Genomic DNA, 21122 nt, shown 5'->3' on the forward strand with positions numbered 1-21122 from the left:
CGGGGCCGTCGGGTGGGTCAGGCCCCTGGCCCCCATCCCGCGATCGGGTTCTTCAGTGTGCCGATCAGCTGGAGGGCGCCGGCCGGGTCCTGGAGGTCGACCATTTCGCGGTTGTTGCGGAGCTGGAGGCGGTTGAGGCAGGAGAGGGCGAAGTCCTCGGCGAACATGTCGTACTGGGCGAATTTGTCCGCGAGGTGGGGGGCCGAGTGCTGGTAGGAGAGGACGCAGTCGGCGACCGTCTGCCAGAAGGTGTCTTCCTCGAGGAGGCCCTCGCTGACGAGGATGCCGTTGAGGAAGCGGAGGAAGCAGTCGAAGACGTCCGTGAAGATCGAGAGGAGTTTCTTGTCCTCGGGGACGTCGACGCGGATGCGTTCCACGGTTGGGGGGAGGACCGCGGTGGGGTCCATGACGGCGATCTCCTCGGCGATGTCCTTGAAGATCACGCGCTGGACGGCGCCGTCCTCGATCACCAGGATGACGTTCTCGCCGTGCGGCATGAAGACCAGGTCGTAGGCGTAGAAGCTGTGCAGCACCGGGGTGAGGTAGGCGTCCAGGTAGCGGCGCAGCCAGGTGGCGGGGGTGAGGCCGGACTCCTCGATGAGGGCGCTGACGAAGGAGGCGCCGTCGGGGTCGGTGTGGAGGAGGGAGGCCATCGTGGCCAGGCGCTGGCCGGGTTCCAGGGACGGGACGGGGCTCTCGCGCCACAGGGCCGCCAGCATCTTGCGGTACGGCGAGCCCTTCGCCGTGGCCGTCTCGTACTGGCGGTGGTGGTAGCCGATGGCCGCTCGTTCCCGGATGATCGAGAAACGCGCGGCGCGGAAGGTCTCGTCCGAGGCGATCAGAGACGCCAGCCAGTCGTTGATGGCCGGCGTCGCCTCCATGTACGCCGCCGACAGGCCCCGCATGAAGCCCATGTTCAGCACCGACAGCGCGGTCTTCACATAGTGCTTGGACGGGTCGCTGGTGTTGAAGAACGTACGGATCGACTGCTGGGCCAGGTACTCGTCGTCGCCGGGGCCCAGGCACACAAGGTACTGCCGGGCGACCTCGGCGGCGAAGCTCACCGACAGCTTGTTCCACCACTGCCAGGGGTGTACCGGCAGCAGGTGGTAGTCGGCCGGGTCCAGGCCGAGGTCGGTGAGGGTCCGCGCGAAGCGGGCCCGGGTCTCCGCGCTCAGTTCGGAGTGGACCAGGGCGTCGTAGTCCAGGTCCGCGGAGGACGTGAAGGTGGAGCGGTCGCGGCGGGCGGCGAGCCAGATCAGGTGGACGGGGCTCGCGGTCTCGGGGGCGTACGAGAGGTATTCGTGGATGCCGAAGCCGAGGCGGCCGTTGTTGGCGACGAAGCAGGGGTGGCCCTCGGTCATCCCCGTCTCGATCTCCTGGAAGCCGGATTTGGCCAGCTGGGCGGCGGCCACCGGCTCGCCGGCCAGTTTGAAGGCCGTCCCGGAGAGGGTGGAGCTGATCTCCTCGAGGTAGACGGGGAGGATGTCCTCGCTCAGGCCGAGCCGCCCGCGCAGCTCGATGAAGAAGTCCAGTGCGTCCAGGGGGAGTTCGGCGCCGGTCCGGTCGTGGCGGGTGATGCTGTCCGCCTCGACCAGCCAGTGGTCCAGGGAGAGGACACGGGCGGCGAAGCGGTAGGTCACCGCCCCGTCGTCGCTGGTCACGGCGTAGCGGCCGGTGGGGTCGAGCTCGGGAGCGAGCAGCCGCTCGTGGGTGAACTCGGCGAGGGCCTTGCGGATGAGGAGGCGGCCCGCCCGGTCCCACAGGTCGGGGGTGAGGTGGGCGACGGCGTCGCGGGGGCTCATCGGGTCACTCCTTGGGCGTCGCGGGCCGTCCGGGCGGTCGGTTCAGTCCGCTCGTTCCGGTCGATCGGGTGGGTCGGTTCGGTCCGTCCGTTCCGTCCGTTCCGGTCGGTCCGGTCGGTCCGGTCGGTCCGGTCGGTCCGGTCGGTCCGGGCGGTCCGGGCGGTGCGGTCGGTCCGTGCCGTCCGTGCGGCATCGGCGGCGAGTGCGGTGCGCGCGGCCTCGAACCGCTCGCGGGTGCAGATGCTGAGGTAGGCGTCCTTCTCGGGTTTGGCGATCCGCTCGACGATCTCGAAGCCGACGGCCGCGTTGAGCGCGTGCACCGCGTCATTGCGCACATCGGGCTCGACCACCACGCGCCGGACGGCCGGATCGGAGAAGCAGAACTCCATGACGGCGGTGATCACGGCGAGCGTGAAGCCGTGCACCGGGGTGTCGGTCGGCGCGCACAGGAAGTGCATGCCGACGTCGCCGGGCCGGGAGGGGTAGAGACCGGCGAGTTCCACCCGCGACGGGTCATAGCGCTCGGCCAGGAACGCCGGACGCCCCTCGTGCAGGCCGATGAACGCCTCATGGTGCGGATGCTCGTGGATCTTGCGGTACTCGGCGGCGACCTCCGCCTCGTCCGCCTCCTGCATCATCCAGAACGACGCCTTGGGGTGGGTCACCCAGCCGTGCAGCAGCGCGGCGTCGGCCGCCGGGTCCAGGGCGCGCAGGGCGAAGGTGCCCAGGCGCGCGTCGGTGTGCTCGAAGAGCGGCGGGGATGTCATGACACGGCTCCTTCCGGTGCGCCGAACTCCTGGAAGGCGATGGACTTCTCGACCGGATAGTGCTCCCGCCCCAGCAGCTCACGGATGATCCACGAGTTGCGGTACGGGCCCATGCCCAGGTCCGGGGAGGTCAGGCTGTGGGCGTGGGTGGCGCCGTTCTGGAGGAAGATGCCGCGCCCGGTGGTGTCGATGCTGTAGTTGCGGGCGACGTCGAAGCGGCCGTGGCGGTCCCAGCGGATGCGGTCGCGCACCGGGTCCAGGAAGGCGGGCACCTGGTAGCGGTAACCGGTGGCCAGGACGAGCCCCTGGGTGGTGAGCGAGAAGTCCCGCTCCTGCTCGGTGTGGCGCAGCCCGAGGGTGTACGTGGCGGACTGCTCGTCGTACGCCGCGTCGGTGAGCGCGGTGTTGGTCAGCAGCCGCGTGGGCACCGGGCCGCCCACGCTCTTCTGGTACAGGAGGTCGAAGATGCCGTTGATGAGGTCGGCGTCGATCCCCTTGAACAGGCCCTTCTGCTCGCCCTCCAGCCGGTAGCGGGTGTCCTCGGGGAGCGCGTGGAAGTAGTCCACGTACTCGGGCGAGGTCATCTCCAGGGTGAGTTTGGTGTACTCCAGCGGGAAGAAGCGCGGGGAGCGGGTCACCCAGTTCAGCCGGTAGCCGTGGGTGTCGATGTCGGCGAGCAGGTCCTGGTAGATCTCGGCCGCGCTCTGGCCGCTGCCGACGACGGTGATGGACTCCTTGGCCTGGAGCGCCCGCTTGTTCTCCAGGTAGTCCGTGTTGTGCAGCAGATCGCCGCCCAGGCCCCGGCACACCTCGGGGAGGTACGGCGGGGTGCCGGTGCCCAGCACCAGATGGCGGGCGCGGTGGGTGGTGGTCTCGCCGCTCGCGGGGCGCAGGGCGCGCACCGTGTAGAGGCCGTCGGCCTCGTCGTACTCGACGCTCGTCACCTGGTGGCCGAAGCGGACGGACGGGAGCTTCGCGGCGGCCCAGCGGCAGTAGTCGTTGTACTCCGCGCGCAGCGGATAGAAGATCTCGCGGATGTAGAAGGAGTACAGCCGCCCCGATTCCTTGAGGTAGCTGAGGAAGGAGTACGGGGAGGTGGGGTCGGCCAGGGTCACCAGGTCGGCCATGAACGGGGTCTGGAGGGTGACGCCGTCCAGCAGCATGCCCGGATGCCAGTCGAAGTCGGGCTTGCTCTCCAGGAACAGTCCGTCGAGTTCGTCGATCGGCTCGGTGAGGCAGGCAAGGCCCAGGTTGTAGGGGCCGAGCCCGACCGCGATGAAGTCGTGGGTGTGCGGGGTGGGCACGAGGGTCTCCGGCGGGGTGAAGGGGCTCAACTGGCGCGCGAGTGGCGGGGGCCGCTGAGCTCGGGCTCGATGTGGAGGGCCAGGTACTGACCGGCGTGTTCGGCCAGCAGGTCGAGGACATACGCGATGTCGCTCAGCGAGGTCTCCGGGTTGAGCAGGGTGAACTTGAGGTGGTGACGGCCGTCGACGACGGTTCCGGCGACCACCGCCGCGCCGGAGGCGGCCAGCGCGTCCCGGGCGTGCAGATTGGCGCGGTCGACGAGGTCGGGGTCGCACGGCCCGTCGGACGGCGGTACGTAGCGGAAGACCAGCGTGGACAGCTGCGGCTCGGTGACCACCTCGTAGCGCGGATCGGTGTCCAGCAGGGCCCATGCCTCGGCGGCCCGCTCCACCACCTCGTCGAAGAGCGCCCCGACGGCGTCCGCGCCCATGATCCGCAGCGTCAGCCACAGTTTGAGCGCGTCGAAGCGGCGGGTGGTCTGGATGGACTTGTCCACCTGGTTGGGGATCAGGTTCCGGGCGCTGTGCTCGGGGTTGAGATAGTCCGCGTGGTACGTGGCGTGGCTGAGCGTGGCGCGGTCGCGGACCAGGACGGCGCTGGAGCTGACCGGCTGGAAGAAGGACTTGTGGTAGTCCACGGTCACCGAGTCGGCGCGCTCGATGCCGTCCAGGAGGTGGCGGCGGGTCGGGGAGACCAGCAGCCCGCAGCCGTACGCGGCGTCCACGTGCAGCCAGGTGCCGTGCCGGGCGCACAGCTCGGCGATCTCGGGCAGCGGGTCGATGGAGCCGAAGTCGGTGGTGCCCGCGGTGGCCACGACGGCCATGACGATCAGGCCCTCGCGGCGGCAGCGGTCCAGCTCATGGGCGAGGGAGACGGTCCGCATCCGGCGGTCCTGGTCGCAGGGGACCGGGATGACGGCCTCGTAGCCGAGCCCGAGGATGGCGGCGGCCTTCTGGATGGAGAAGTGGCTGACCTGGGAGGTGAGGATGCGCAGCCGGGGCAGGATCGCGGATTTCGCGATCGTCTCACCGGCGGCGGTGGCCTCCTTCTCGACCAGGGTGCACGCCTCGTCGCGGGCGAGCAGCATCGCCTGGAGGTTGGACTGGGTGCCGCCGCTGGTGAAGATGCCGTCCGCGGCCTCGCCGAGGCCGATGCGCTCCGCGGTCCAGTCGATCAGCCGGCGCTCGATCAGGGTGCCGCCGGCGCTCTGGTCCCAGGTGTCGAGGGAGGAGTTGACGGCGGAGAGGACGGCCTCGCCCAGCAGTGCGGGGATCACCACGGGGCAGTTGAGATGGGCCAGGTAGCGCGGGTGGTGGAAGTAGACGGTGTCCCTGAGGTAGACGCTCTCCAGCTCCTTGAGCGCGGCGTCCGGATCGCCGAGCGGGCGCTCCAGGTCGATTCCGGAGATCTCGGGGGCGAGCTCGGCGGGGGTGATGCCGGTGAAGGGGCGCTCGGCGCGGGCGACGGTGGCGGCCACCAGGCCGACGCCGTCGGTCACGGAGCGCCGATAGCGTTCCGCCGTACGGCCGTTGAAGAGGTGGGCCCTGCCATCCGCCGCCCCGGGTATCGGCTCCGGCGACGGGTCCTCAGCGGTCTGCGCGAGGAAACTCACGGTCTGTCCCTTCTGGAAACGAGCATGCGGGCGTGCGGACGGCGCCGGCATGCGGCTGGGTGGGGGAGGGGGCGGCCTGCGGCCTGACGGCCCGGTGGGCTGACGGCCTGGTGGGCATGCGGGGGCGCTGGACGTGGCGGCAGGGCGCGCGGGGGCGCGCCGAGCGGTCGGCCGCCGGCGTCCAGCGGTCGGCCCTCTGCGGTCCTTTGGAGGGATTCGGTGAGAGGGATTCAGTTGTGCGCCGCGGGGGTGGATTCAGCTGGGGGGCTGGGGAGCGGCTCCGGCGACGGGGTCAGTCGTCGGTCGCGGGGCCGGCGCCCGACACGGCCTCCTCGACGAGCTGCTCCTCACAGGCGCCCAGGCGCCAGTAGCCGGTGAAGGTGACGGCCTTGCGGTCGAAGCCGCGCTCGCGCACCAGGTGGCGGCGCAGCGCCCTGACCGTTCCGGCCTCGCCCGCGATCCAGGCGTACGGCGTGCCGTAGGGCAGCTCGGCGGCGCCCACCGCGTTCAGCAGCAGGGCGGAGCGCGGGGTGCCGGGGGCGATGGCGTCCCGGACCAGCCAGGTGATCTCGGCCCTCGCCTCGGTGCGCAGCTCCTGGATGTCCTCGGCGTGCTGGACCTCGAGCCACACCTTGACGGGGAAGTCGGCGGGCAGCCATTCGAGGATGCCCGCGATGGCGGGCAGCGCGGTCTCGTCGCCGGTGATCAGCACCCAGTCGGTCCTGGACGGCGGCCGGAAGTCCACCCCGCCGTTGTCCTCCACCACCGGGCCCAGCAGGGTGACGCGGTCGCCTGCCTCGGCGCGCGCGGCCCAGCGGGCGGCCGGGCCGCTGTCGTGGTGGAGCGCGAAGTCCACGTCGATCTCATCGGGGTCGCGGCGCTGTTGGCGCACCGTGTACGAGCGCATGATGCCGCGCTCGGCCGGATCCATCGCCCGCCAGGTGGTGAACCAGCCATCCCCGGCCTCGACCGGCACCACCGGGGCGGTCTGGCCGGGGTGCGGCAGGAAGAGTTTGAAGCGCTGGTCGCGGCCTCCGCTGATGAAGTCCTTCAGACAGGCGCCGCCGAAGGTGATCCGCGCCATGGACGGTCCGAGCGCGCGGGTCCGCACGACCCGCGCGTCGAAGAACCGGAACGGGACGGCGGTGGTGGGGGCGGTTTTGGTGGCTGCGGTGGTCATGGGAGGGGGGTCTTCCCTTCGCTTGCCGTGGGGAGGCCGGGGCCAGCCGGTCGACTGACCGTCAGCTGACCTTCTTCGCGTCCTGGATGGCCTTGGTGAGGGATTCGACGAGCGGGGCGGCGCCTGCGTACGAGAAGCGCGGCTCGCTGCTCCAGGGGGCGATCTGACCGGCCTTGACCGCGGCCAGCTTGGACCAGGTCGGCTTGGAGGTCAGGGCCCCCGGCTGGAGGGTCGCGGTGCGGTTGTCGAGGAAGAGCACATCAGCGTCGTACTTGTCGGCGTTCTCCCAGCTGAGGCTCTCGAAGTAGCCGCCCTTGTCGGGCTTTTCGGGGACGACGAAGTCGACGCCGAGCTCGCTGAAGTAGATCAGGTCGGCATTGATCTTCGGGTTGGAGACATAGAAGAGATCGGCGCTGGCGGAGCAGGCCATGACCTTGATCTTGTGCGATTTGACGGTTTTGCGCAGGGTCTCGGTGGCCTTCTCGAACCGCGCCTTGGCGTCGGTGACCTTCTTGGCCTTCAGGTCGGCGCCGAGCGCCTCGGCCAGCGCGGCGTAGCGCTTGATGGGCTCGAGCATGGAGATCCGGCCGGTGGCGATGGCGGCGCTGGGGGCCAGCTGGAGGATCTTCTTCTTGCTGTCGTCCGGGAGGTAGAAGAGCGCGCCCGGGTCGTACATGTTGGTGATCAGCAGATCGGGGCTGAGCGAGGCGTACTTCTCGACGTTGAACTGGCCCCAGGTGTTGCCCAGGGACGTGGCCTGGTCGACGGGGAAGTCGCCCGCCTGGACGTCCGGCTTGCCGTTCTTCAGCGTGGTCGGGCCGAAGACGCCCGTGATCTGCTTCTCGATGCCGAAGTCGTAGAGCGCGGCCGCCGCGGCGATGTAGGCCACGATGTGCTGCGGCCGGCTGTCGAGGCTGATCTTCTTCTTGCGGTCATCGGTGAACGACCAGGAGCCGCCGCCGTCGTCACCGCCGGAGCCCGAACCGCCGTTGTCCCCGCAGGCGGTGACCAGGGCTCCGAGCCCGAGGGCGCCGCCCGCGGTGAGCAGACCGCGGCGGGAGAGGGGGAGTGCTCTGGCCTGGCGCATGAAGGTGCTCTCTCTCGATGCATACGGGGGCATGGTCACGGGACGGCAACCCGAGGACGTAGTTAGGTTAGCCTAACCAACCTGTTTGTCCAGTGGGTGGGGTCGTTCCGGACCTCACATCGAGGGGCTCATACGGCCGTTCAGGGCGGATTCACAGGTCCAGCACCAATCGCGGGCCACGGCAGCGTGAGACACAGATCATCATCGTCTCGCCCGAGGCCCGCTCCTCGTCGGTGAGCACGGAGTCGTGGTGGTCCACCTCCCCCTCGACGACGTCCGTCTCACACGTCCCACAGGTGCCCTCTTCGCAGGAGTACAAAACCGGTACCCCCGCCGCCTCGACCGTGCGCAGCACGCTGCGCTCCGGCTCCACGGTGAGCGTCAGACCCGAGCGGGTGAGCACCAACTCGAAGGCCCGGGTGCCCGATTCGGCGCCCGCGTCGTGCGTACGGGGCTGGAAGCGCTCGGTGTGCAGGGACCCCTCGGGCCAGTCGCGGCACGCCTCCTCGGCGGCCTGGAGCAGTGGTTCGGGGCCGCAGCAGTAGACCAGGGTGCCGGGACCGGCCGGGGCGGTGGGGTGCGGCGCGGTGGGGTGCGGCGCGGTGAGGTACGGCGCGAGGTCGAGCAGCCCCTCCTCGTCCTGCGGCACCAGGCGCACCTTGTCGCCGTAGGCGGCGGCGAGCTCGTCCGCGAAGGCCATCGAGGCACGGGTGCGCCCGCCGTAGAGCAGCCGCCAGTCGGCGCCCGCGGCCTCGGCGGCGGCCGTCATGGGGAGGAGGGGGGTGATGCCGATGCCGCCCGCGATGAACAGATAGCGGGCCGCCGGGCGCAGCGCGAAGTGGTTGCGCGGCCCGCGCACCCGCACCGTGCCGCCCTCGGTGAGGGTGTCGTGCACCCGGGCGGAGCCGCCGCGCCCGGCGGGGGCGCGGAGCACCGCGATCCGCCAGGAGGCGCGGTCGGCGGGGTCGCCGCACAGCGAGTACTGCCGGATCCGGCCCGCGTCGAGGACGAGGTCGAGATGGGCGCCGGGCTCCCAGGCGGGGAGGTCACGGCCCGCCGGATGGCGCAGCGTCAGCGCCACCACGTCCGAGGCCACCTCCTCCCTGCGGGCCACCAGCAGGGTGTCCTCGTACTCGCCGCCGGGGTTCATGAACGGGGCTCCTTCCGGTGGCCGTTGGGCAGGTGCTCGGAGGGATCGACGGGGTGGTGCCCGGTGGGGTGGGCGAGCATCCACTGCCACAGCTCGACCGGGTCCTCCGCGGTGCGCTCGGCGCCGCAGTGGCAGACCCCGTGCAGCACATCGGTGCCGGGCAGCCAGTCGATCCGGTACACCTCCGCCGTGGGCGTGCCCTTCACGGGGACGCCACCACGGGCGCGGTCTTCTCCCCTTCGGCGGCGAGGCGGGCGAGGATGCGGCGCGCGGCCAGTCCGCCGGTGTCGATGTTGATGCTGAGCTCCTGATAGCCCGCGCGCTCGGCGTCCAGCGCCTTCTGGAGCACGTTCAGCGCCGCCACGTCCTGGAGCACCACGGTCCGGTTGAGGTCGTGGAGGAAGGTGGAGACCTCCTCGTCGTCCTGCGCGAAGTCCCGTGAGACGGCCCAGAAGTCGTACACATGGCGGTCGGTGGACGGGGTGATGGCGTAGGTGATCTCCACATGGAAGGCGTGGGGATCGGAGCCGTCCGGTTCCGGCAGCACTCCCACCGGGGCGATCCGGCTGTGCAGGAGATACAGACAGGGCGCGTGGTACTCGATGTCCTGCCAGCGGGTGATGCGGCCCTCGATGCCGGTGGAGCGGGCGTAGAAGGGCGGGCACTCGGCGTCGTCCATGTGGCGGCTGACCCGGACGACGCCCGCGCCCTCGTCGACCTCCGTGGTGATCGGGGTCTCGGCGACCTCGGGGGTGCCGATGTAGCCGCCGTGCAGATACGTCTCGTGGGAGAGGTCCAGCAGATTGTCCACGAGCAGGCCGTAGTCGGCGTCGATCGGCTCCATGCCGCCGACCGTCGTCCAGCGCGGATCGGCCAGCCAGGGGGCGCGCGGCACCGCGCCGGGGTCGGCGAGCGCCGGATCCCCGATCCACACCCACACCAGCGAGTCCCGCTCGACGACGGGGTAGGAGCGGACCCGGGCGGTGCGCGGGACGCGCTTCTGGCCCGGTACGAACACACAGGTGCCGCCGGTGTCGTAGGTGAAGCCGTGGTAGCCGCAGACGACCGTGTCGCCGTCGAGACGGCCGGCGGTGAGCGGATAGCGGCGGTGCACACAGCGGTCGGCGAGCGCGATGACCTTGTCGTCGGACTCGGCGCGGTAGAAGGCGATGGGTTCGTCGAGGATGGTGCGCCCCAGCAGCTCGCGGCCGATTTCGCGGCCGTAGGCGGCGACGTACCACTGGTTTTTCGCGAAGGCGGTCATGCGTGCCAGCGTGGTGACGCCCGTCACGCACGGGCAACGGCCCTTCCACTGAGTGGAAGGGCCGCGCGGGGAGGTGTGCCGCGGTGGACCGCCGGGCGGGTCAGCCGCCGAACTGCCAGAAGACGGAGTGATTCACCGTCAGCAGGACGATCAGCAGGACCACATCGGCGATGCCGAGGGTGAGTCCGAGCAGCGCCCGGCCCCTGCGGCGGGTGTTCCGGGCGATCGCGAGCGTCCCCAGGACGATCGCGCAGGGCCCGAAGACCGCGTTGAACAGCAGCAGACCGATCAGACCGAGCACGAAGGAGGCGACGGCCATGCCGTCGGCGTCCTGGCGCGCCCGGACCGGTGAGGTGCGGGACGGTGCGGTGAGTGCCATGGGTCTCAGCTCCCCTTGTGCCCGGTGCGTTCGCGGATGAAGAAGATCAGCAGCCAGGCGCCGATGGCGCCCGCGGCGGCGAGGAACAGGGGGAGCGGAGTGTGCGCCGCCGCCCCCAGAAGAACCCCCATCAGGGCGAGTGCCGCGACGATGAAGAGCATGTGTGCCTCTCTCGAAGTGACGATCCGGATGCGGTTGGCGTGCGGATGGTAATTGTTCGGTGAACAGTTGGAATCACAACTGTTCACTGAGTTCTAGAGTACCCCGCCGAACCCTGGAAAAATTCAGCGAACGGCTGTTTACTGAATGATATGAGTCACACGTCCGGGGTCCGGCAGGCCCAGAAGGAGAAGACGCGGCGCGCGTTGATGGACGCCGCGTTGCGGCTGCTGGAGGACCAGAGCCTGAGCAGTCTGGGGCTGCGCGAGGTCACGCGGGCGGTGGGAGTGGCACCGGCCGCGTTCTACCGGCACTTCCGGGATCTGAGCGATCTCGGTGTCGCGCTGGTCGAGGAGAGCCTGGGCAGCCTGCACCACATGATCAATGCGATCCTCGCCGGTCAGGAGGGTGACGAGGAGCGGATCGAGGCCACCGTCGATGCGGTCGCCGAACATGTCCGTCACTACCCCGCGCATATCCGCTTCATCGCACGTGAGCGGCATGGCGGGGTGCGCCCGGTGCGCCAGGCCATAGCCGCCGAGCTGGACCGATTCGCCGATGAGGTGGCCGCCGCCTTCTGTCCGCGGCTCCCGGCGGAATCCTGGCCACCGGAAGATGTCCGGATGCTTGCGGAGCTGTATGTGGACCGCATGGTGATGACGGCGACGGCGTTCCTGGAGGCGCAGGCCGATCACCCCGAGGCCGCGGACGAGCGGCGAGTGGCCGCCACGGCGCGCAAACAGCTTCTGCTGATCAGCCTCGGGCGCCGCCACTGGCACGACGCGTGATCTCCACGCCGTAGTCGCCGGCCGCGTCCCGGCCGGTGACCCGGACCCGTATCCGTATGCCGTTCGCCGCGGCGTCGAAGGTCTCGCCGGGCGCGTAGGCCGCGTCGCTGAGCCCGGGGTGGACATTGTGCTCCCGGGTGCAGCCGCGGCCGTTGGGGGTGGAGTCCACGATGGTGACGGGGCCGCCGCCGGAGTCGACACCGGTGTTCACCCAGGAGATCAGGACCCCGGGCTTGCATATCGCCTCGTCGTTGCCGCCGGTCGCCCGCGCCTCGATCGCGTAGCCGGTGGACGGCGAGACGGGGACGAAGACCAGCTTGGTCCCCTCCGCGCGGCTCAGCGGGGACAGGGTGTGGGCGAAGACCCCGGACCGGGCGGCGCACGCGATCTGCCGCGGGCCGAGCCAACCCAGCTTCCACTTGTGCCAGGCCAGCAGGTCGTTGCCGGGGCCCCAGTCCTCGGACATCACATCCCAGTGGCCCGCCTTGTCGCCGCCGCCGTGGGTATAGAGGTCGGGCAGCCCGAAGACATGGCCGTTCTCATGGGGCAGGACGCGGAAGCCGGTGCGGCGCAGCGAGCCGGAGCCGTCGTCCTGGCGGCTGTAGACGAAGGAGACATTGGCCAGCGGAACGCCGTCGGCGGCCGGGGCGTGCTGGTTGTCGGCGTAGGTGACGGACAGCACGGCATGCGCGGCCGGTGGCCCGGCGTTCGGGGTGACCAGGACGTTCACCAGGTCGTAGCGGCGGAAGTCGACCTTGGGGTCGGCGGACTTGGCGATGTCGGCGACGAGTTTGCGATAGCCCGGGTCGAAGGGGCTGCCGCGCTTGATGCCGTAGGCGTGGAACGGGCGCGGCATCCGCAGCCAGTGGGTGATCGGCATCTCGGGGCGGTAGTCCAGCCGTCCGTACGAGCTCTGCGCGAACCACCGGGAGGTCTGCGGGAAGAACTCCTCGAAGCGCTGGCGGGCGGTGCCCTGACCGCGGACATCGGGGAAGTCGATCATGAGGTTGAGGGCGTGGACGGTGCCGGTGCTGCGGCTGTAGCCGCGGCCGGTGGGTATGCCGTCGGCCATCTGGAGCCCCGGTCCCGAGGCGAGGGCGCAGGGCGCGAGCGAGCCGAAGTCCGGGGGCGCGGAGGGCGCCGGGGTCAGCTCGGAGGGTGCGGGGGGCGCGGGACGCGGGGCCGCCGCCGGGGCGACCACCGCCACCGTGAGCACGGCGGCGGTGGCGAACGCGCTGCCTCTGCGGGGCCGGCGTATTCGTATGCGGGGGCGGGTGGTCCCATGCGTCTGGTCCATTGCCGACCACGGTGTGATGGCGCGGTCCGGGGCGCCCGTGGGGTGCCGCCGAACGGCGGAATGAGCTGCTCCGTCCGGGCGGCGGGGGTGCCGGGCAGGTGTGAGGCAGGTCACGTACGGACGCAGAAATTCCGGGGACTCATTCCCCGTTTAACCGAGTGACCGCATAAACGGGGACTCACTCCCCGGAAAGTTGAAGCTCGAACGTCAAGGCCGGGGCGCGGCGCCGCCGCCAAGCCGCCGGAGCACCGGCCACCGAGAACCGTACGCGTGGAAGCCGTACGCGCAGAAGGGAGTGCTGTCATGGCCGCTGAGACGATCACCGCGAAGTCCGCACAGCCCCGGCTGCGCGCGGACGCCCTGCGTAACCGTGAGCGCATTGTGGCGGCCGCCCGAGAGGTGATCGTCGAGTGCGGGGCGCACATCCCCCTCGATGAAATCGCTCGACGGGCGGGGGTCGGCAATGCCACGATCTACCGGCACTTCACGGACCGCCGTGAGCTGATCCACCATGTGGCGCTCTCGGTGATGTCCCGTGTCGCCGACCAGGCCGAATCCGCCCTGGCCGAGGAGGACGACACCTTCTCGGCGCTGCGGCGCTTCGTCCACGCCGCGGCGGACGAGCACATCGGCGCGCTGTGCCTGCTGCTCTCCGACGGCCTCGACAAGGAGCACCCTGATTTCATCGCTACCCGCGACCGTCTGGCGGACGGTGTCGAAGCCCTGATGGGGGCCGCGAAAGCCGAAGGCAAACTGCGCACCGACATCGGCGTCGGTGACCTGATGGTCGCGCTCAATCAGCTCACCCGGCCGCTGCCCGGCAGCGCCTGTGTGGACTTCGAGCCCTTTGTGCACCGGCATCTGCAACTGTTCCTGGACGGTCTGCACACCCCGGCGCGCTCGGAACTACCCGGAAAGTCCGTGACCTTGGAGGATCTGCAACACCGGCCGTGACGTGACATAGATCGCATCCGGCCGATCCCGGAGCACCGCTTATTCCGCGCACGTTCACACGTCTTCCTTACGTGCGTCGTCGCCTCTCGCTACCTCTTATTCCAACGGCTTATGCCGGTCTGACCCTGACCGGCCCCTTACGTTCCATTTCTCACTCTCCGCACCGCTAGGTAGGCCCATCCATGCCTGAAACGGCTCAGTTCGTCGATCCCCGGCGCTGGAAAGCGCTCATATTCATCGCCCTCGCCCAGCTGATGGTCGTGCTCGACGCGACCATCGTGAACATCGCGCTGCCCAGCGCCCAGGCCGATCTCGGCATCTCCGACGGCAACCGGCAGTGGGTCATCACCGCCTACGCCCTCGCCTTCGGCGGACTGCTGCTGTTCGGCGGCCGGATCGCCGACCTGTGGGGACGCAAGCAGACCTTCATCGTCGGTCTGATCGGCTTCGCCGCCGCCTCGGCCGTCGGCGGTGCCGCGCTGAACACCCCCATGCTGCTGGGTGCGCGCGCCCTCCAGGGTGTGTTCGGCGCGCTGCTCGCCCCCTCCGCGCTCTCGCTGCTCGCGGTGATGTTCACCGACGCCAAGGAGCGCGCCAAGGCGTTCGGTGTCTTCGGTGCCATCGCCGGTGGTGGCGGCGCCGTCGGTCTGATCCTCGGTGGTGTGCTCACCGAGTACATGGACTGGCGCTGGACCTTCTTCGTGAACATCCCGTTCGCCATCGTCGCCGCGATCGGCGCGGTCGCCGTGATCCGCGAGCCGGTGGAGAGCCACAACTCGTCCCGGCTGGACGTCCCCGGCGTGATCCTGGCCACCACCGGTCTGGTCTCGCTGGTCTACGGCTTCACCCGCGCCGAGGCCGACGGCTGGTCCGCGGGCCCGACCATCGGTCTGTTCGTCGCCGCGGCCGTGCTGCTGCTCGCCTTCGTGGTCGTCGAGTCGCGGGTGAAGGCGCCGCTGCTGCCGCTGCGGGTGGTCGCCGACCGCAACCGCGGCGGTGTCTACGCCTCGCTGGCCCTCGCCATCATCGGCATGTTCGGCCTGTTCCTCTTCCTCACCTACTACATGCAGGTCGTCAAGGGGTACAGCCCGGTCAAGACCGGCTTCGCCTTCCTGCCGATGGTCGCGGGCATGATCACCGGCTCGACGCAGATCGGCGCCCGGCTGATGACCCGCGTCCCGGCGCGGCTGCTGATGGGCCCGGGCTTCCTGGTCGCCTCGGTCGGCATGCTGCTGCTGACCCAGATCGACCTGGACACCTCGTACCCGGCGCTGATCCTGCCCGGGTTCCTGTTGCTCGGCCTCGGTATGGGTACCGCCTTCATGCCGGCGATGAGCCTGGCCACGCATGGTGTCGAGCCGCGTGACGCGGGTGTCGCCTCGGCGATGGTCAACACCTCGCAGCAGGTCGGCGGCGCCATCGGCACCGCGCTGCTGAACACGATCGCGGCGAGCGCCACCACCGAGTACGCGAAGTCGCATGCGGCGGGGGCCCCTTCCCGCACGGCGCTTCAGCTCCAGTCGATGGTGCACGGCTACAGCGCCGCCATCTGGTGGGCGGTCGGCATCCTGGTGCTGGCCGCGGTCATCGCCATCACGTTCGTCAACGCCGGACAGCCGAAGGGCGACGGCGCGGTCGCGGGCTCCGGTGAGGGTGCGGCGGAGGACGTCGTTCCGGTGATGGCGCACTGATGCGCTGAGGCCCGTTCGCCGGACTGTCCGTAGCCGGTCTGACGTCAGGTGAAGGCCCCGCTCCTCCTCGGGACTCGAGGAGGAGCGGGGCCTTCGTGTGGTGTCTCGGAGCGTCAGCGCAGCCAGGGGAGGTCGGCGCCGGCCGGCTGGAGGCCGTCCGCGATGATCCGGCATACGGCGCCGAACTGCTCGACCTGCTCGGGGGTGAGCCGGTCGAAGATGGCCGTCCGTACGGCGGTGACATGGCCGGGGGCGGTGTCCTGGAGCACCTTGAGTCCCTTGTCGGTCAGGACCGCGTTCTGTCCGCGCTTGTCGTCGGGGCAGTCCTCGCGCCGGACCCAGCCGTCCTTCTCCATGCGCGCGACGGCGTGGGAGAGCCGGGAGCGGGTGATCTTGGCGGCCTCGGCCAGTTCGGTCATCCGCATCCGGTGGCGCGGTGCCCAGGAGAGCTTCACCAGCAGGCCGTAGTAGACGTGGGGCATGCCCGCGTCACGCTGCAACTGGCGGTCGAGGTGGTCCTCCAGGAGCATGCTCGCCTGGACATACGCCTGCCAGCTGCGCTGTTCGTCTTCGGTCAGCCAACGCGGCTCGTCGGCGTCTGAGGGGGTTTTCATGGCGTCGTCCACGCGTCCATTCTAGGGAATTCTCTTTGAATCTTAAATAACTGTGCGCTACAGTGATAACTACATGCTTGAGACTTCAAGCATTTGGCGAGCTTCTGTCGACTGACGAGGAGTCCTCATGTCCGCGCTCGACGGGCGCATGCCCGCGCTCTACCTCAGCCATGGTGCTCCGCCGCTCGCCGACGATCCGGTCTGGCCGGGGCAGCTCGCCGCCTGGGCCGCCGGCCTGCCCCGGCCCAACGCCATTCTCATGATCTCCGCTCACTGGGAAGAGGCGCCCCTGGCGATCGGCGCCACCCAACAGGTGCCTCTGATCTATGACTTCTGGGGGTTCCCCCAGCACTATTACCAGGTGCGGTACGCCGCGCCGGGCGCTCCCGAACTCGCCGAGCGGATCCGCAGGACGCTGCGCACGGCGGGTACCCCGGTGCAGGACATCCCCGACCGGGGGCTGGACCACGGGGCGTATGTGCCCCTGGTCGAGATGTATCCGGAGGCCGACATCCCGGTTCTCCAGGTCTCGATGCCGACCCTCGACCCGCGGAAGCTGATGGAGATCGGCCGGAAGCTGGCGCCGCTGCGGGACGAGGGCGTCCTGATCGTCGGCAGCGGCTTCTTCACCCACAACCTGGCCGCGCTGCGGCACACGGGCCCGATGCCGCCCAGTTGGTCGGCCGAGTTCGACGACTGGGGGCAGCGGGCCCTGGGCGCGCGGGACATCGACGCGCTGCTGGACTTCGAGCACACGGCCCCGGCGGCGGGGCTCGCCCATCCGCGCACCGAACACTTCGCGCCGTTGTTCGTCACGCTGGGCGCGGCGGAGGCGGAGCTGCGCAGCCAGCGGAGTGTGATCGACGGGTTCTGGATGGGGCTGGCGAAGCGGTCGTTGCAGTTCGGGTGAGGGTGAGGGTGAGGGTGAGGGTGAGGGGGCGGAGGAGGGTTTGCCGTGAGGTTGAGGGGGGCGGGGGAGCGCGCTCGGTGGGGTGTGGCTGAGCGGGTACGGCCCGGCTGGGGCGCTTGGGTCAGAGCACCGGGTCGATCATCGCGCAGGCGTGCAGTGCGGTGGCCAGGGCCGTCGGGTCCGTACCCCGGGCGACATCGAGCGCGGTGTCGGTCAGCTTGATGGCGTGCTCATCGCCGTGCGCGGCGGCGTGGGCGAAGACTTCCTCGGGGGTGATGCCCTTCCCGTCCACGGATGGCAACCGGTCGGCCGGGAGCGCTTCCGCGGGTGCGTACACCGCCGTGACCACGGCGCTCGCCGCCCATGCCGCGTCCAGACTCGGCGCCCACAGCTCGCGCGGCAGCGCGGGCAGGGCGCGCAGGACGGCGTTGGGCGCCGTCGCGGCGTGGACCAGCATGATCGGTTCGCCGTGGCCGTGGGTGGCGTAGCGGTGCGTCGCGGCCCGTACGAGCTCGGTCAGACGTCGGCGCGCCTCCTCGGGCCGGTCGGCGAGGTTGGCGGGGCCGTCGGGGCCGTCGGGGCCGTCGGGGTCTTCGGGACCGTGGGGGCCGTTGGGGCTGGGGCCGGTCGTTCGGCTGGGCCGCGGGGTGGACGGCTCAGCGGGCGGCGGGGCGGTGGGCGGCCAGGTGGGGAAGGCGGTGAGCCGGGCCAGCCGCTCCCGGATGCCACCGCTCTGGTCGGCGATCGGCTCCACGGCGGCCAGCGCGTCGGCCGCCGACCCGGAGGCGGGGCCCGGTAGCCGGCGGAGCGGCGGCAGCGGGGCGTGGCGGGCGGCCCAGTAGCCGAGGGCGTGGGCCAGCTCGGCGGTGCGGGGAGCGGTCGACGTGCCCGGGTCGTCCAGCAGGGTCCGTACGGCGTGGCCGACGCGGATCACCGGATGGGTCGCGCCGGCGGCGATGCCCGGCAGCAGCCGCGGCCACCACACGGTGAGCACGTCCTGCCAGGGGTGGTCGGCGAGCTCCCGGTCGAAGTAGGCGGGCCAGTCGGCGAGCCGACGTGGATCACCGAGCGCCTCGCGCCAGTTCTCCTCGGTGATCGCGGCGTACGAGCGCGGCATCTCCTCCAGCTTGTCGCGATAGCGGTCCAGCCAGCGGTGCACGGTGCGCCCCTGGCCGTGGCGCACCAGTGCCTCCACGGCCATCGGCGCGTGATTGCTCAGCCATCCGTGGCGCTCGGGGCCGGAGGCGTGCAGTCGCTCGAGGGCTTCGTCGAGAGTTCCACTCGTGTCGTCTGTCATGGGCTCACGCTAGGGAGGGCGGGACGGCCCCGGAACGGACCGGGGACGGAGGCGTGCGGGGACCAACGACCTAAGCCGGGCCGGGCCCGGTCGGGCCCGGCCGCCGATCCTCGAAGGCTGAGGGTTACTCCCTTTACTCCCGGGGTGCTCCGCCCGTACGTGGACGTTACTCCCGAGGGTGTTCCGCCCGTACGTGGAAGACGTAGAACGACATGCCCGCCATCGCGAGCCCCGTCCCCAGCCCGATCCCCGCTGACCGGTACACCGAGCCTCCGCTCACGGAGTGCAGAAAGCCGAGCGCACAGCCGAGGACCGTCCCGTAGAGCACGGCCCGGATCTCCGGCATCAGGCCCGGCGTCATCATGCCGAGGGCGTAGCAGAGCGCTCCGACCACCGCCGCCGAGACCACGCCGAAGACGGCGGCCGTGGGGATGGTGGAGCCCTGGTTGTGGGTCACGAACATCACCCAGCCGCCGTAGAGCACCGCGAGAACGGCTGGGACACCCCAGGAGGCGGAGGGGTGCAGTCGGAGCGGGAGGCGTGGATGGCGGTGGTGGCTCACGAGGGCGGTGCGGGCTGTGGGGGCTGTGGGGGCATTCATGGCGGAACCTCCTCGTCGCCGCGTCCCCGCCCTGGCCTGTCACTTTCCAGCGCACACCCATGCCGAGTGCCGGGCAACCCGGAGCGATGGGCCATACGGGCAACCGGCGGCCCGCGAGATTCGTCTTGACAGATGGGAGAAGGGCAGAAGAGCCGTGGGAGGCCGCCGCACAAGGGGTCTGACCTGCGCTTCCCGGTGTCTCGGCAGCGCGCTGACCCGCGTGTGGCTGGACAGGATACTGCATGATCGTAAAAAGGTGGGGGCCTGATGGGAATTCTGTCCTGATTCCAGTCGTTGTTTCCTTCGGACGGGGCACCCGACACCGGAGAGTCCGTCCATAGTCCGCGCCCGATCCATCTGTAAGGGAGCACGCATGGCAACCCGTGCCGTCGCCCGTAATCAGTCCGCCGCCGGTGGTGGCGCTGATGGGGCCAACAGTGTTCGCGCCTCAGGCGGGGAGATCGCCGATCGCGACCTGGTCGGCATGTATCTCGACGAGATCGCTCGCACCCCGCTGCTGGACGCGGCGAAGGAGGTCGAGCTTTCTCAGTCCATCGAAGCGGGGGTGTACGCCCAGCAGATCCTGGACGGGGAGGTTGAGGACACCTCTGCCGCAGGTGCGAGCCGCGAGGAGCTGGAGGCGATAGCCGCCGAAGGCGCCCGCGCCAAGGACATCTTCATCCGCTCCAATCTGCGCCTCGTCGTGGCTGTGGCGCGCCGCTATCCGCGCAGTGGGCTGCCCCTGCTCGACCTGATCCAGGAGGGCAACGCGGGCCTGGTGCGCGCGGTGGAGAAGTTCGACTACACGAAGGGCTTCAAGTTCTCGACCTATGCCACGTGGTGGATCCGTCAGGCCATCACGCGCTCGATCGCGGATCAGTCCCGTACGATCCGGCTGCCCGTCCACCTGGTCGAGGAGCTCGGCCGGATCCGCCGGGTGCAGCGGGAGTTCAACCGTGAGCACGGCCGCGAGCCGGAGCACGCCGAGATCGCCGAGGAGCTCGGCTCCACGATGGAGCGGGTCTCGGATGTGCTCGACTGGGCCCGCGACCCGGTCAGTCTGAACATGTCGGTCGACGACGAAGGGGAGACCCAGTTCGGCGATCTGCTGGAGGACACCTCGGCCGTCTCGCCCGAGCAGTCGGTGATGACGCTGCTGCGCAGCGAGGAGCTGGAGGACCTGATCGGCCGCCTCGACGACCGCACCGCCTCCATCATCAAGGCGCGGTACGGCATCGACGACGGCCGGGAGCGCACCCTGACCGAGGTCGGCAAGCAGCATGGCCTCACGCGTGAGCGGATCCGACAGATTGAGAAGCACGCATTGCTTGAGCTGAAGAAGATGGCCCGCCAGACCGGTTTCGACGCAGCAGCTTGAGTTCTCAGGCCCATAGACCCCAGCAGCCACCAGATCCCCTCCCACCCCTAGACCGAGCCCCGGCGCCTCCCCCCCCCCGGCGTCGGGGCTCGCTTGTGTCTGTCTGCTGGGGGTGTGGATCTGGGGACGGAGGGGGTCAGGCGGCGAAGCCGCCGTCCACGGCGATCGACGCCCCGGTGATGTAGCGGCCGCTGTCGCCCGCGAGATGGGCCACGGTCGCCGCGATCTCCGTGGTGCGGCCGTAGCGCCCGAGCGCGGTGAAGCCGCTCTGGAAGGCGGCGTTCTCGCCGTCGGCCGGGTTCATATCGGTGTCCACGGGGCCGGGGTGGATCAGGTTGGCGGTGATTCCGCGCGGGCCGAGCTCACGGGCCAGGGCCTTGGTGAGGCCGGTCAGCGCGGTCTTGCTGGTCGCGTAGAGGCTGCCGCCGGGGAAGGCGACCCGCTCGGCCATACAGCTGCCGATGTTGATGATCCGCCCGCCGTCGGCCATATGCGCGGTGGCCGCCTGCGCCAGGAGGAACGGTGCCCGGACATTCACGGCGAGAACCCGGTCCACATCGTCCAGCGACAGCTCGGCGATGGGGCCGAGGGCGCCGACGCCCGCGTTGTTGACCAGGATGTCCAGACGGCCGAACTCGGCGGCGGTCCCCTCCACGGCGGCCCGCACCGCCTGCGCGTCGACGCCGTCGGCCCGCACGGCCCAGGCGCGGCGGCCGAGCACCTTGATCCGGTCGACGACATTCGCCGCGCGCTCGGCCTGGCTGTGGTAGGTCAGGGCGACATCGGCGCCCTCCTCGGCGAGCCGGATCGCCACGGCCTCCCCGATGCCCCGGCTGCCGCCGGTGACGAGGGCCGCCTTGCCGTCGAGTGTCATGCCTTCTCCT

Annotated in this window: 20 protein-coding genes and 1 pseudogene; 5 read left to right on the plus strand and 16 right to left on the minus strand. The window is 70.3% G+C overall.

What is annotated here, in order from left to right; genetic code table 11:
• Window positions 1-17 precede the first annotated feature (17 nt).
• The 11 genes and pseudogenes from KHP12_RS30835 to KHP12_RS30885 all read right to left on the minus strand — a co-directional run bounded on the left by KHP12_RS30835 (window position 18) and on the right by KHP12_RS30885 (window position 10710).
• On the minus strand, window positions 18-1805 hold the full coding sequence (locus KHP12_RS30835; RefSeq protein ID WP_086881551.1) for an IucA/IucC family protein: 1788 nt from the start codon (window positions 1803-1805) through the stop codon (window positions 18-20).
• Between the two features lie 209 nt (window positions 1806-2014).
• Window positions 2015-2572, minus strand: a pseudogene (locus KHP12_RS30840) (GNAT family N-acetyltransferase); the annotation flags it as partial.
• Window positions 2569-3876: a lysine N(6)-hydroxylase/L-ornithine N(5)-oxygenase family protein gene (locus KHP12_RS30845; RefSeq protein ID WP_086881552.1), complete on the minus strand. Its 1308-nt coding sequence runs from the start codon at window positions 3874-3876 to the stop codon at window positions 2569-2571. The pseudogene KHP12_RS30840 and the gene KHP12_RS30845, both read right to left, overlap by 4 nt.
• Before the next feature lie 26 nt (window positions 3877-3902).
• Window positions 3903-5489, minus strand: coding sequence for a pyridoxal phosphate-dependent decarboxylase family protein (locus KHP12_RS30850; RefSeq protein WP_276328630.1), 1587 nt, complete (start codon window positions 5487-5489; stop codon window positions 3903-3905).
• Window positions 5490-5781: 292 nt separating this feature from the next.
• Window positions 5782-6669, minus strand: a complete 888-nt coding sequence (locus KHP12_RS30855) for a siderophore-interacting protein (protein ID WP_210609725.1) — start codon at window positions 6667-6669, stop codon at window positions 5782-5784.
• A gap of 61 nt (window positions 6670-6730) precedes the next feature.
• Entirely contained in the window at window positions 6731-7756 is a 1026-nt protein-coding gene (locus KHP12_RS30860; protein WP_086886170.1) for an ABC transporter substrate-binding protein, read from the minus strand.
• Between the two features lie 151 nt (window positions 7757-7907).
• A complete protein-coding gene (locus KHP12_RS30865; RefSeq protein WP_211833950.1) occupies window positions 7908-8906 on the minus strand; it encodes a PDR/VanB family oxidoreductase in 999 nt (332 codons plus the stop codon).
• Window positions 8903-9112, minus strand: a complete 210-nt coding sequence (locus KHP12_RS30870) for a hypothetical protein (RefSeq protein ID WP_037948130.1) — start codon at window positions 9110-9112, stop codon at window positions 8903-8905. The genes KHP12_RS30865 and KHP12_RS30870 overlap by 4 nt, the downstream gene beginning before the upstream one ends.
• Entirely contained in the window at window positions 9109-10170 is a 1062-nt protein-coding gene (locus KHP12_RS30875; protein WP_086886421.1) for a Rieske 2Fe-2S domain-containing protein, read from the minus strand. The genes KHP12_RS30870 and KHP12_RS30875 overlap by 4 nt, the downstream gene beginning before the upstream one ends.
• A gap of 100 nt (window positions 10171-10270) precedes the next feature.
• Window positions 10271-10549, minus strand: a complete 279-nt coding sequence (locus KHP12_RS30880) for a DUF4190 domain-containing protein (protein ID WP_037948133.1) — start codon at window positions 10547-10549, stop codon at window positions 10271-10273.
• Between the two features lie 5 nt (window positions 10550-10554).
• Window positions 10555-10710, minus strand: coding sequence for a hypothetical protein (locus KHP12_RS30885; protein ID WP_014054348.1), 156 nt, complete (start codon window positions 10708-10710; stop codon window positions 10555-10557).
• 150 nt (window positions 10711-10860) lie between these two features.
• Here KHP12_RS30885 and KHP12_RS30890 point away from each other — a divergent pair, with 150 nt between their 5' ends.
• Window positions 10861-11496 carry a TetR family transcriptional regulator gene (locus KHP12_RS30890; protein WP_086886420.1) on the plus strand — a complete coding sequence of 212 codons (636 nt, stop codon included), beginning with the start codon at window positions 10861-10863 and terminating at the stop codon, window positions 11494-11496.
• On the opposite strand, the gene KHP12_RS30895 is transcribed toward KHP12_RS30890, so the two are convergent.
• On the minus strand, window positions 11462-12793 hold the full coding sequence (locus KHP12_RS30895; RefSeq protein WP_210609729.1) for a M6 family metalloprotease domain-containing protein: 1332 nt from the start codon (window positions 12791-12793) through the stop codon (window positions 11462-11464). The genes KHP12_RS30890 and KHP12_RS30895 overlap by 35 nt on opposite strands.
• A 303-nt stretch (window positions 12794-13096) precedes the next feature.
• Here KHP12_RS30895 and KHP12_RS30900 point away from each other — a divergent pair, with 303 nt between their 5' ends.
• Complete coding sequence (locus tag KHP12_RS30900) at window positions 13097-13747, plus strand: TetR/AcrR family transcriptional regulator (protein ID WP_086885959.1); 651 nt, start codon at window positions 13097-13099, stop codon at window positions 13745-13747.
• Between the two features lie 182 nt (window positions 13748-13929).
• On the plus strand, window positions 13930-15438 hold the full coding sequence (locus tag KHP12_RS30905) for an MFS transporter (RefSeq protein WP_086885960.1): 1509 nt from the start codon (window positions 13930-13932) through the stop codon (window positions 15436-15438).
• A gap of 113 nt (window positions 15439-15551) precedes the next feature.
• Here the strand turns inward: KHP12_RS30905 and KHP12_RS30910 are convergent, their stop codons facing one another.
• Complete coding sequence (locus KHP12_RS30910) at window positions 15552-16052, minus strand: MarR family winged helix-turn-helix transcriptional regulator (RefSeq protein ID WP_086885962.1); 501 nt, start codon at window positions 16050-16052, stop codon at window positions 15552-15554.
• A gap of 127 nt (window positions 16053-16179) precedes the next feature.
• Here KHP12_RS30910 and KHP12_RS30915 point away from each other — a divergent pair, with 127 nt between their 5' ends.
• Window positions 16180-16962: a dioxygenase family protein gene (locus KHP12_RS30915; protein WP_086885961.1), complete on the plus strand. Its 783-nt coding sequence runs from the start codon at window positions 16180-16182 to the stop codon at window positions 16960-16962.
• 121 nt (window positions 16963-17083) lie between these two features.
• Here KHP12_RS30915 and KHP12_RS30920 read toward each other — a convergent pair whose 3' ends face one another.
• Together KHP12_RS30920 and KHP12_RS30925 are read right to left on the minus strand one after the other, a co-directional pair.
• On the minus strand, window positions 17084-18259 hold the full coding sequence (locus KHP12_RS30920; protein WP_211833951.1) for a questin oxidase family protein: 1176 nt from the start codon (window positions 18257-18259) through the stop codon (window positions 17084-17086).
• Window positions 18260-18425: 166 nt separating this feature from the next.
• A complete protein-coding gene (locus KHP12_RS30925; RefSeq protein ID WP_086884572.1) occupies window positions 18426-18860 on the minus strand; it encodes a hypothetical protein in 435 nt (144 codons plus the stop codon).
• Between the two features lie 373 nt (window positions 18861-19233).
• Here KHP12_RS30925 and KHP12_RS30930 point away from each other — a divergent pair, with 373 nt between their 5' ends.
• Window positions 19234-20238 carry a sigma-70 family RNA polymerase sigma factor gene (locus tag KHP12_RS30930; protein WP_086884571.1) on the plus strand — a complete coding sequence of 335 codons (1005 nt, stop codon included), beginning with the start codon at window positions 19234-19236 and terminating at the stop codon, window positions 20236-20238.
• A gap of 136 nt (window positions 20239-20374) precedes the next feature.
• On the opposite strand, the gene KHP12_RS30935 is transcribed toward KHP12_RS30930, so the two are convergent.
• Window positions 20375-21112, minus strand: a complete 738-nt coding sequence (locus KHP12_RS30935; protein WP_086886096.1) for an SDR family NAD(P)-dependent oxidoreductase — start codon at window positions 21110-21112, stop codon at window positions 20375-20377.
• Window positions 21113-21122: the final 10 nt, after the last annotated feature.

Source organism: Streptomyces asiaticus (assembly GCF_018138715.1).
Classification (GTDB): Bacteria; Actinomycetota; Actinomycetes; order Streptomycetales; family Streptomycetaceae; genus Streptomyces; species Streptomyces asiaticus.

What these genes read in the sequence shown, in the direction of transcription:
- KHP12_RS30835 (WP_086881551.1), bottom strand. Translation starts at nt 1,805, where the DNA reads ATGAGCCCCCGCGACGCCGTCGCCCACCTCACCCCCGACCTGTGGGAC.
- KHP12_RS30935 (WP_086886096.1), bottom strand. Translation starts at nt 21,112, where the DNA reads ATGACACTCGACGGCAAGGCGGCCCTCGTCACCGGCGGCAGCCGGGGC.
- KHP12_RS30890 (WP_086886420.1), top strand. Translation starts at nt 10,861, where the DNA reads ATGAGTCACACGTCCGGGGTCCGGCAGGCCCAGAAGGAGAAGACGCGG.
- KHP12_RS30855 (WP_210609725.1), bottom strand. Translation starts at nt 6,669, where the DNA reads ATGACCACCGCAGCCACCAAAACCGCCCCCACCACCGCCGTCCCGTTC.
- KHP12_RS30910 (WP_086885962.1), bottom strand. Translation starts at nt 16,052, where the DNA reads ATGAAAACCCCCTCAGACGCCGACGAGCCGCGTTGGCTGACCGAAGAC.
- KHP12_RS30860 (WP_086886170.1), bottom strand. Translation starts at nt 7,756, where the DNA reads ATGCGCCAGGCCAGAGCACTCCCCCTCTCCCGCCGCGGTCTGCTCACC.
- KHP12_RS30900 (WP_086885959.1), top strand. Translation starts at nt 13,097, where the DNA reads ATGGCCGCTGAGACGATCACCGCGAAGTCCGCACAGCCCCGGCTGCGC.
- KHP12_RS30895 (WP_210609729.1), bottom strand. Translation starts at nt 12,793, where the DNA reads ATGGACCAGACGCATGGGACCACCCGCCCCCGCATACGAATACGCCGG.
- KHP12_RS30920 (WP_211833951.1), bottom strand. Translation starts at nt 18,259, where the DNA reads ATGACAGACGACACGAGTGGAACTCTCGACGAAGCCCTCGAGCGACTG.
- KHP12_RS30875 (WP_086886421.1), bottom strand. Translation starts at nt 10,170, where the DNA reads ATGACCGCCTTCGCGAAAAACCAGTGGTACGTCGCCGCCTACGGCCGC.
- KHP12_RS30885 (WP_014054348.1), bottom strand. Translation starts at nt 10,710, where the DNA reads ATGCTCTTCATCGTCGCGGCACTCGCCCTGATGGGGGTTCTTCTGGGG.
- KHP12_RS30865 (WP_211833950.1), bottom strand. Translation starts at nt 8,906, where the DNA reads ATGAACCCCGGCGGCGAGTACGAGGACACCCTGCTGGTGGCCCGCAGG.
- KHP12_RS30930 (WP_086884571.1), top strand. Translation starts at nt 19,234, where the DNA reads ATGGCAACCCGTGCCGTCGCCCGTAATCAGTCCGCCGCCGGTGGTGGC.
- KHP12_RS30905 (WP_086885960.1), top strand. Translation starts at nt 13,930, where the DNA reads ATGCCTGAAACGGCTCAGTTCGTCGATCCCCGGCGCTGGAAAGCGCTC.
- KHP12_RS30925 (WP_086884572.1), bottom strand. Translation starts at nt 18,860, where the DNA reads ATGAATGCCCCCACAGCCCCCACAGCCCGCACCGCCCTCGTGAGCCAC.
- KHP12_RS30915 (WP_086885961.1), top strand. Translation starts at nt 16,180, where the DNA reads ATGTCCGCGCTCGACGGGCGCATGCCCGCGCTCTACCTCAGCCATGGT.
- KHP12_RS30880 (WP_037948133.1), bottom strand. Translation starts at nt 10,549, where the DNA reads ATGGCACTCACCGCACCGTCCCGCACCTCACCGGTCCGGGCGCGCCAG.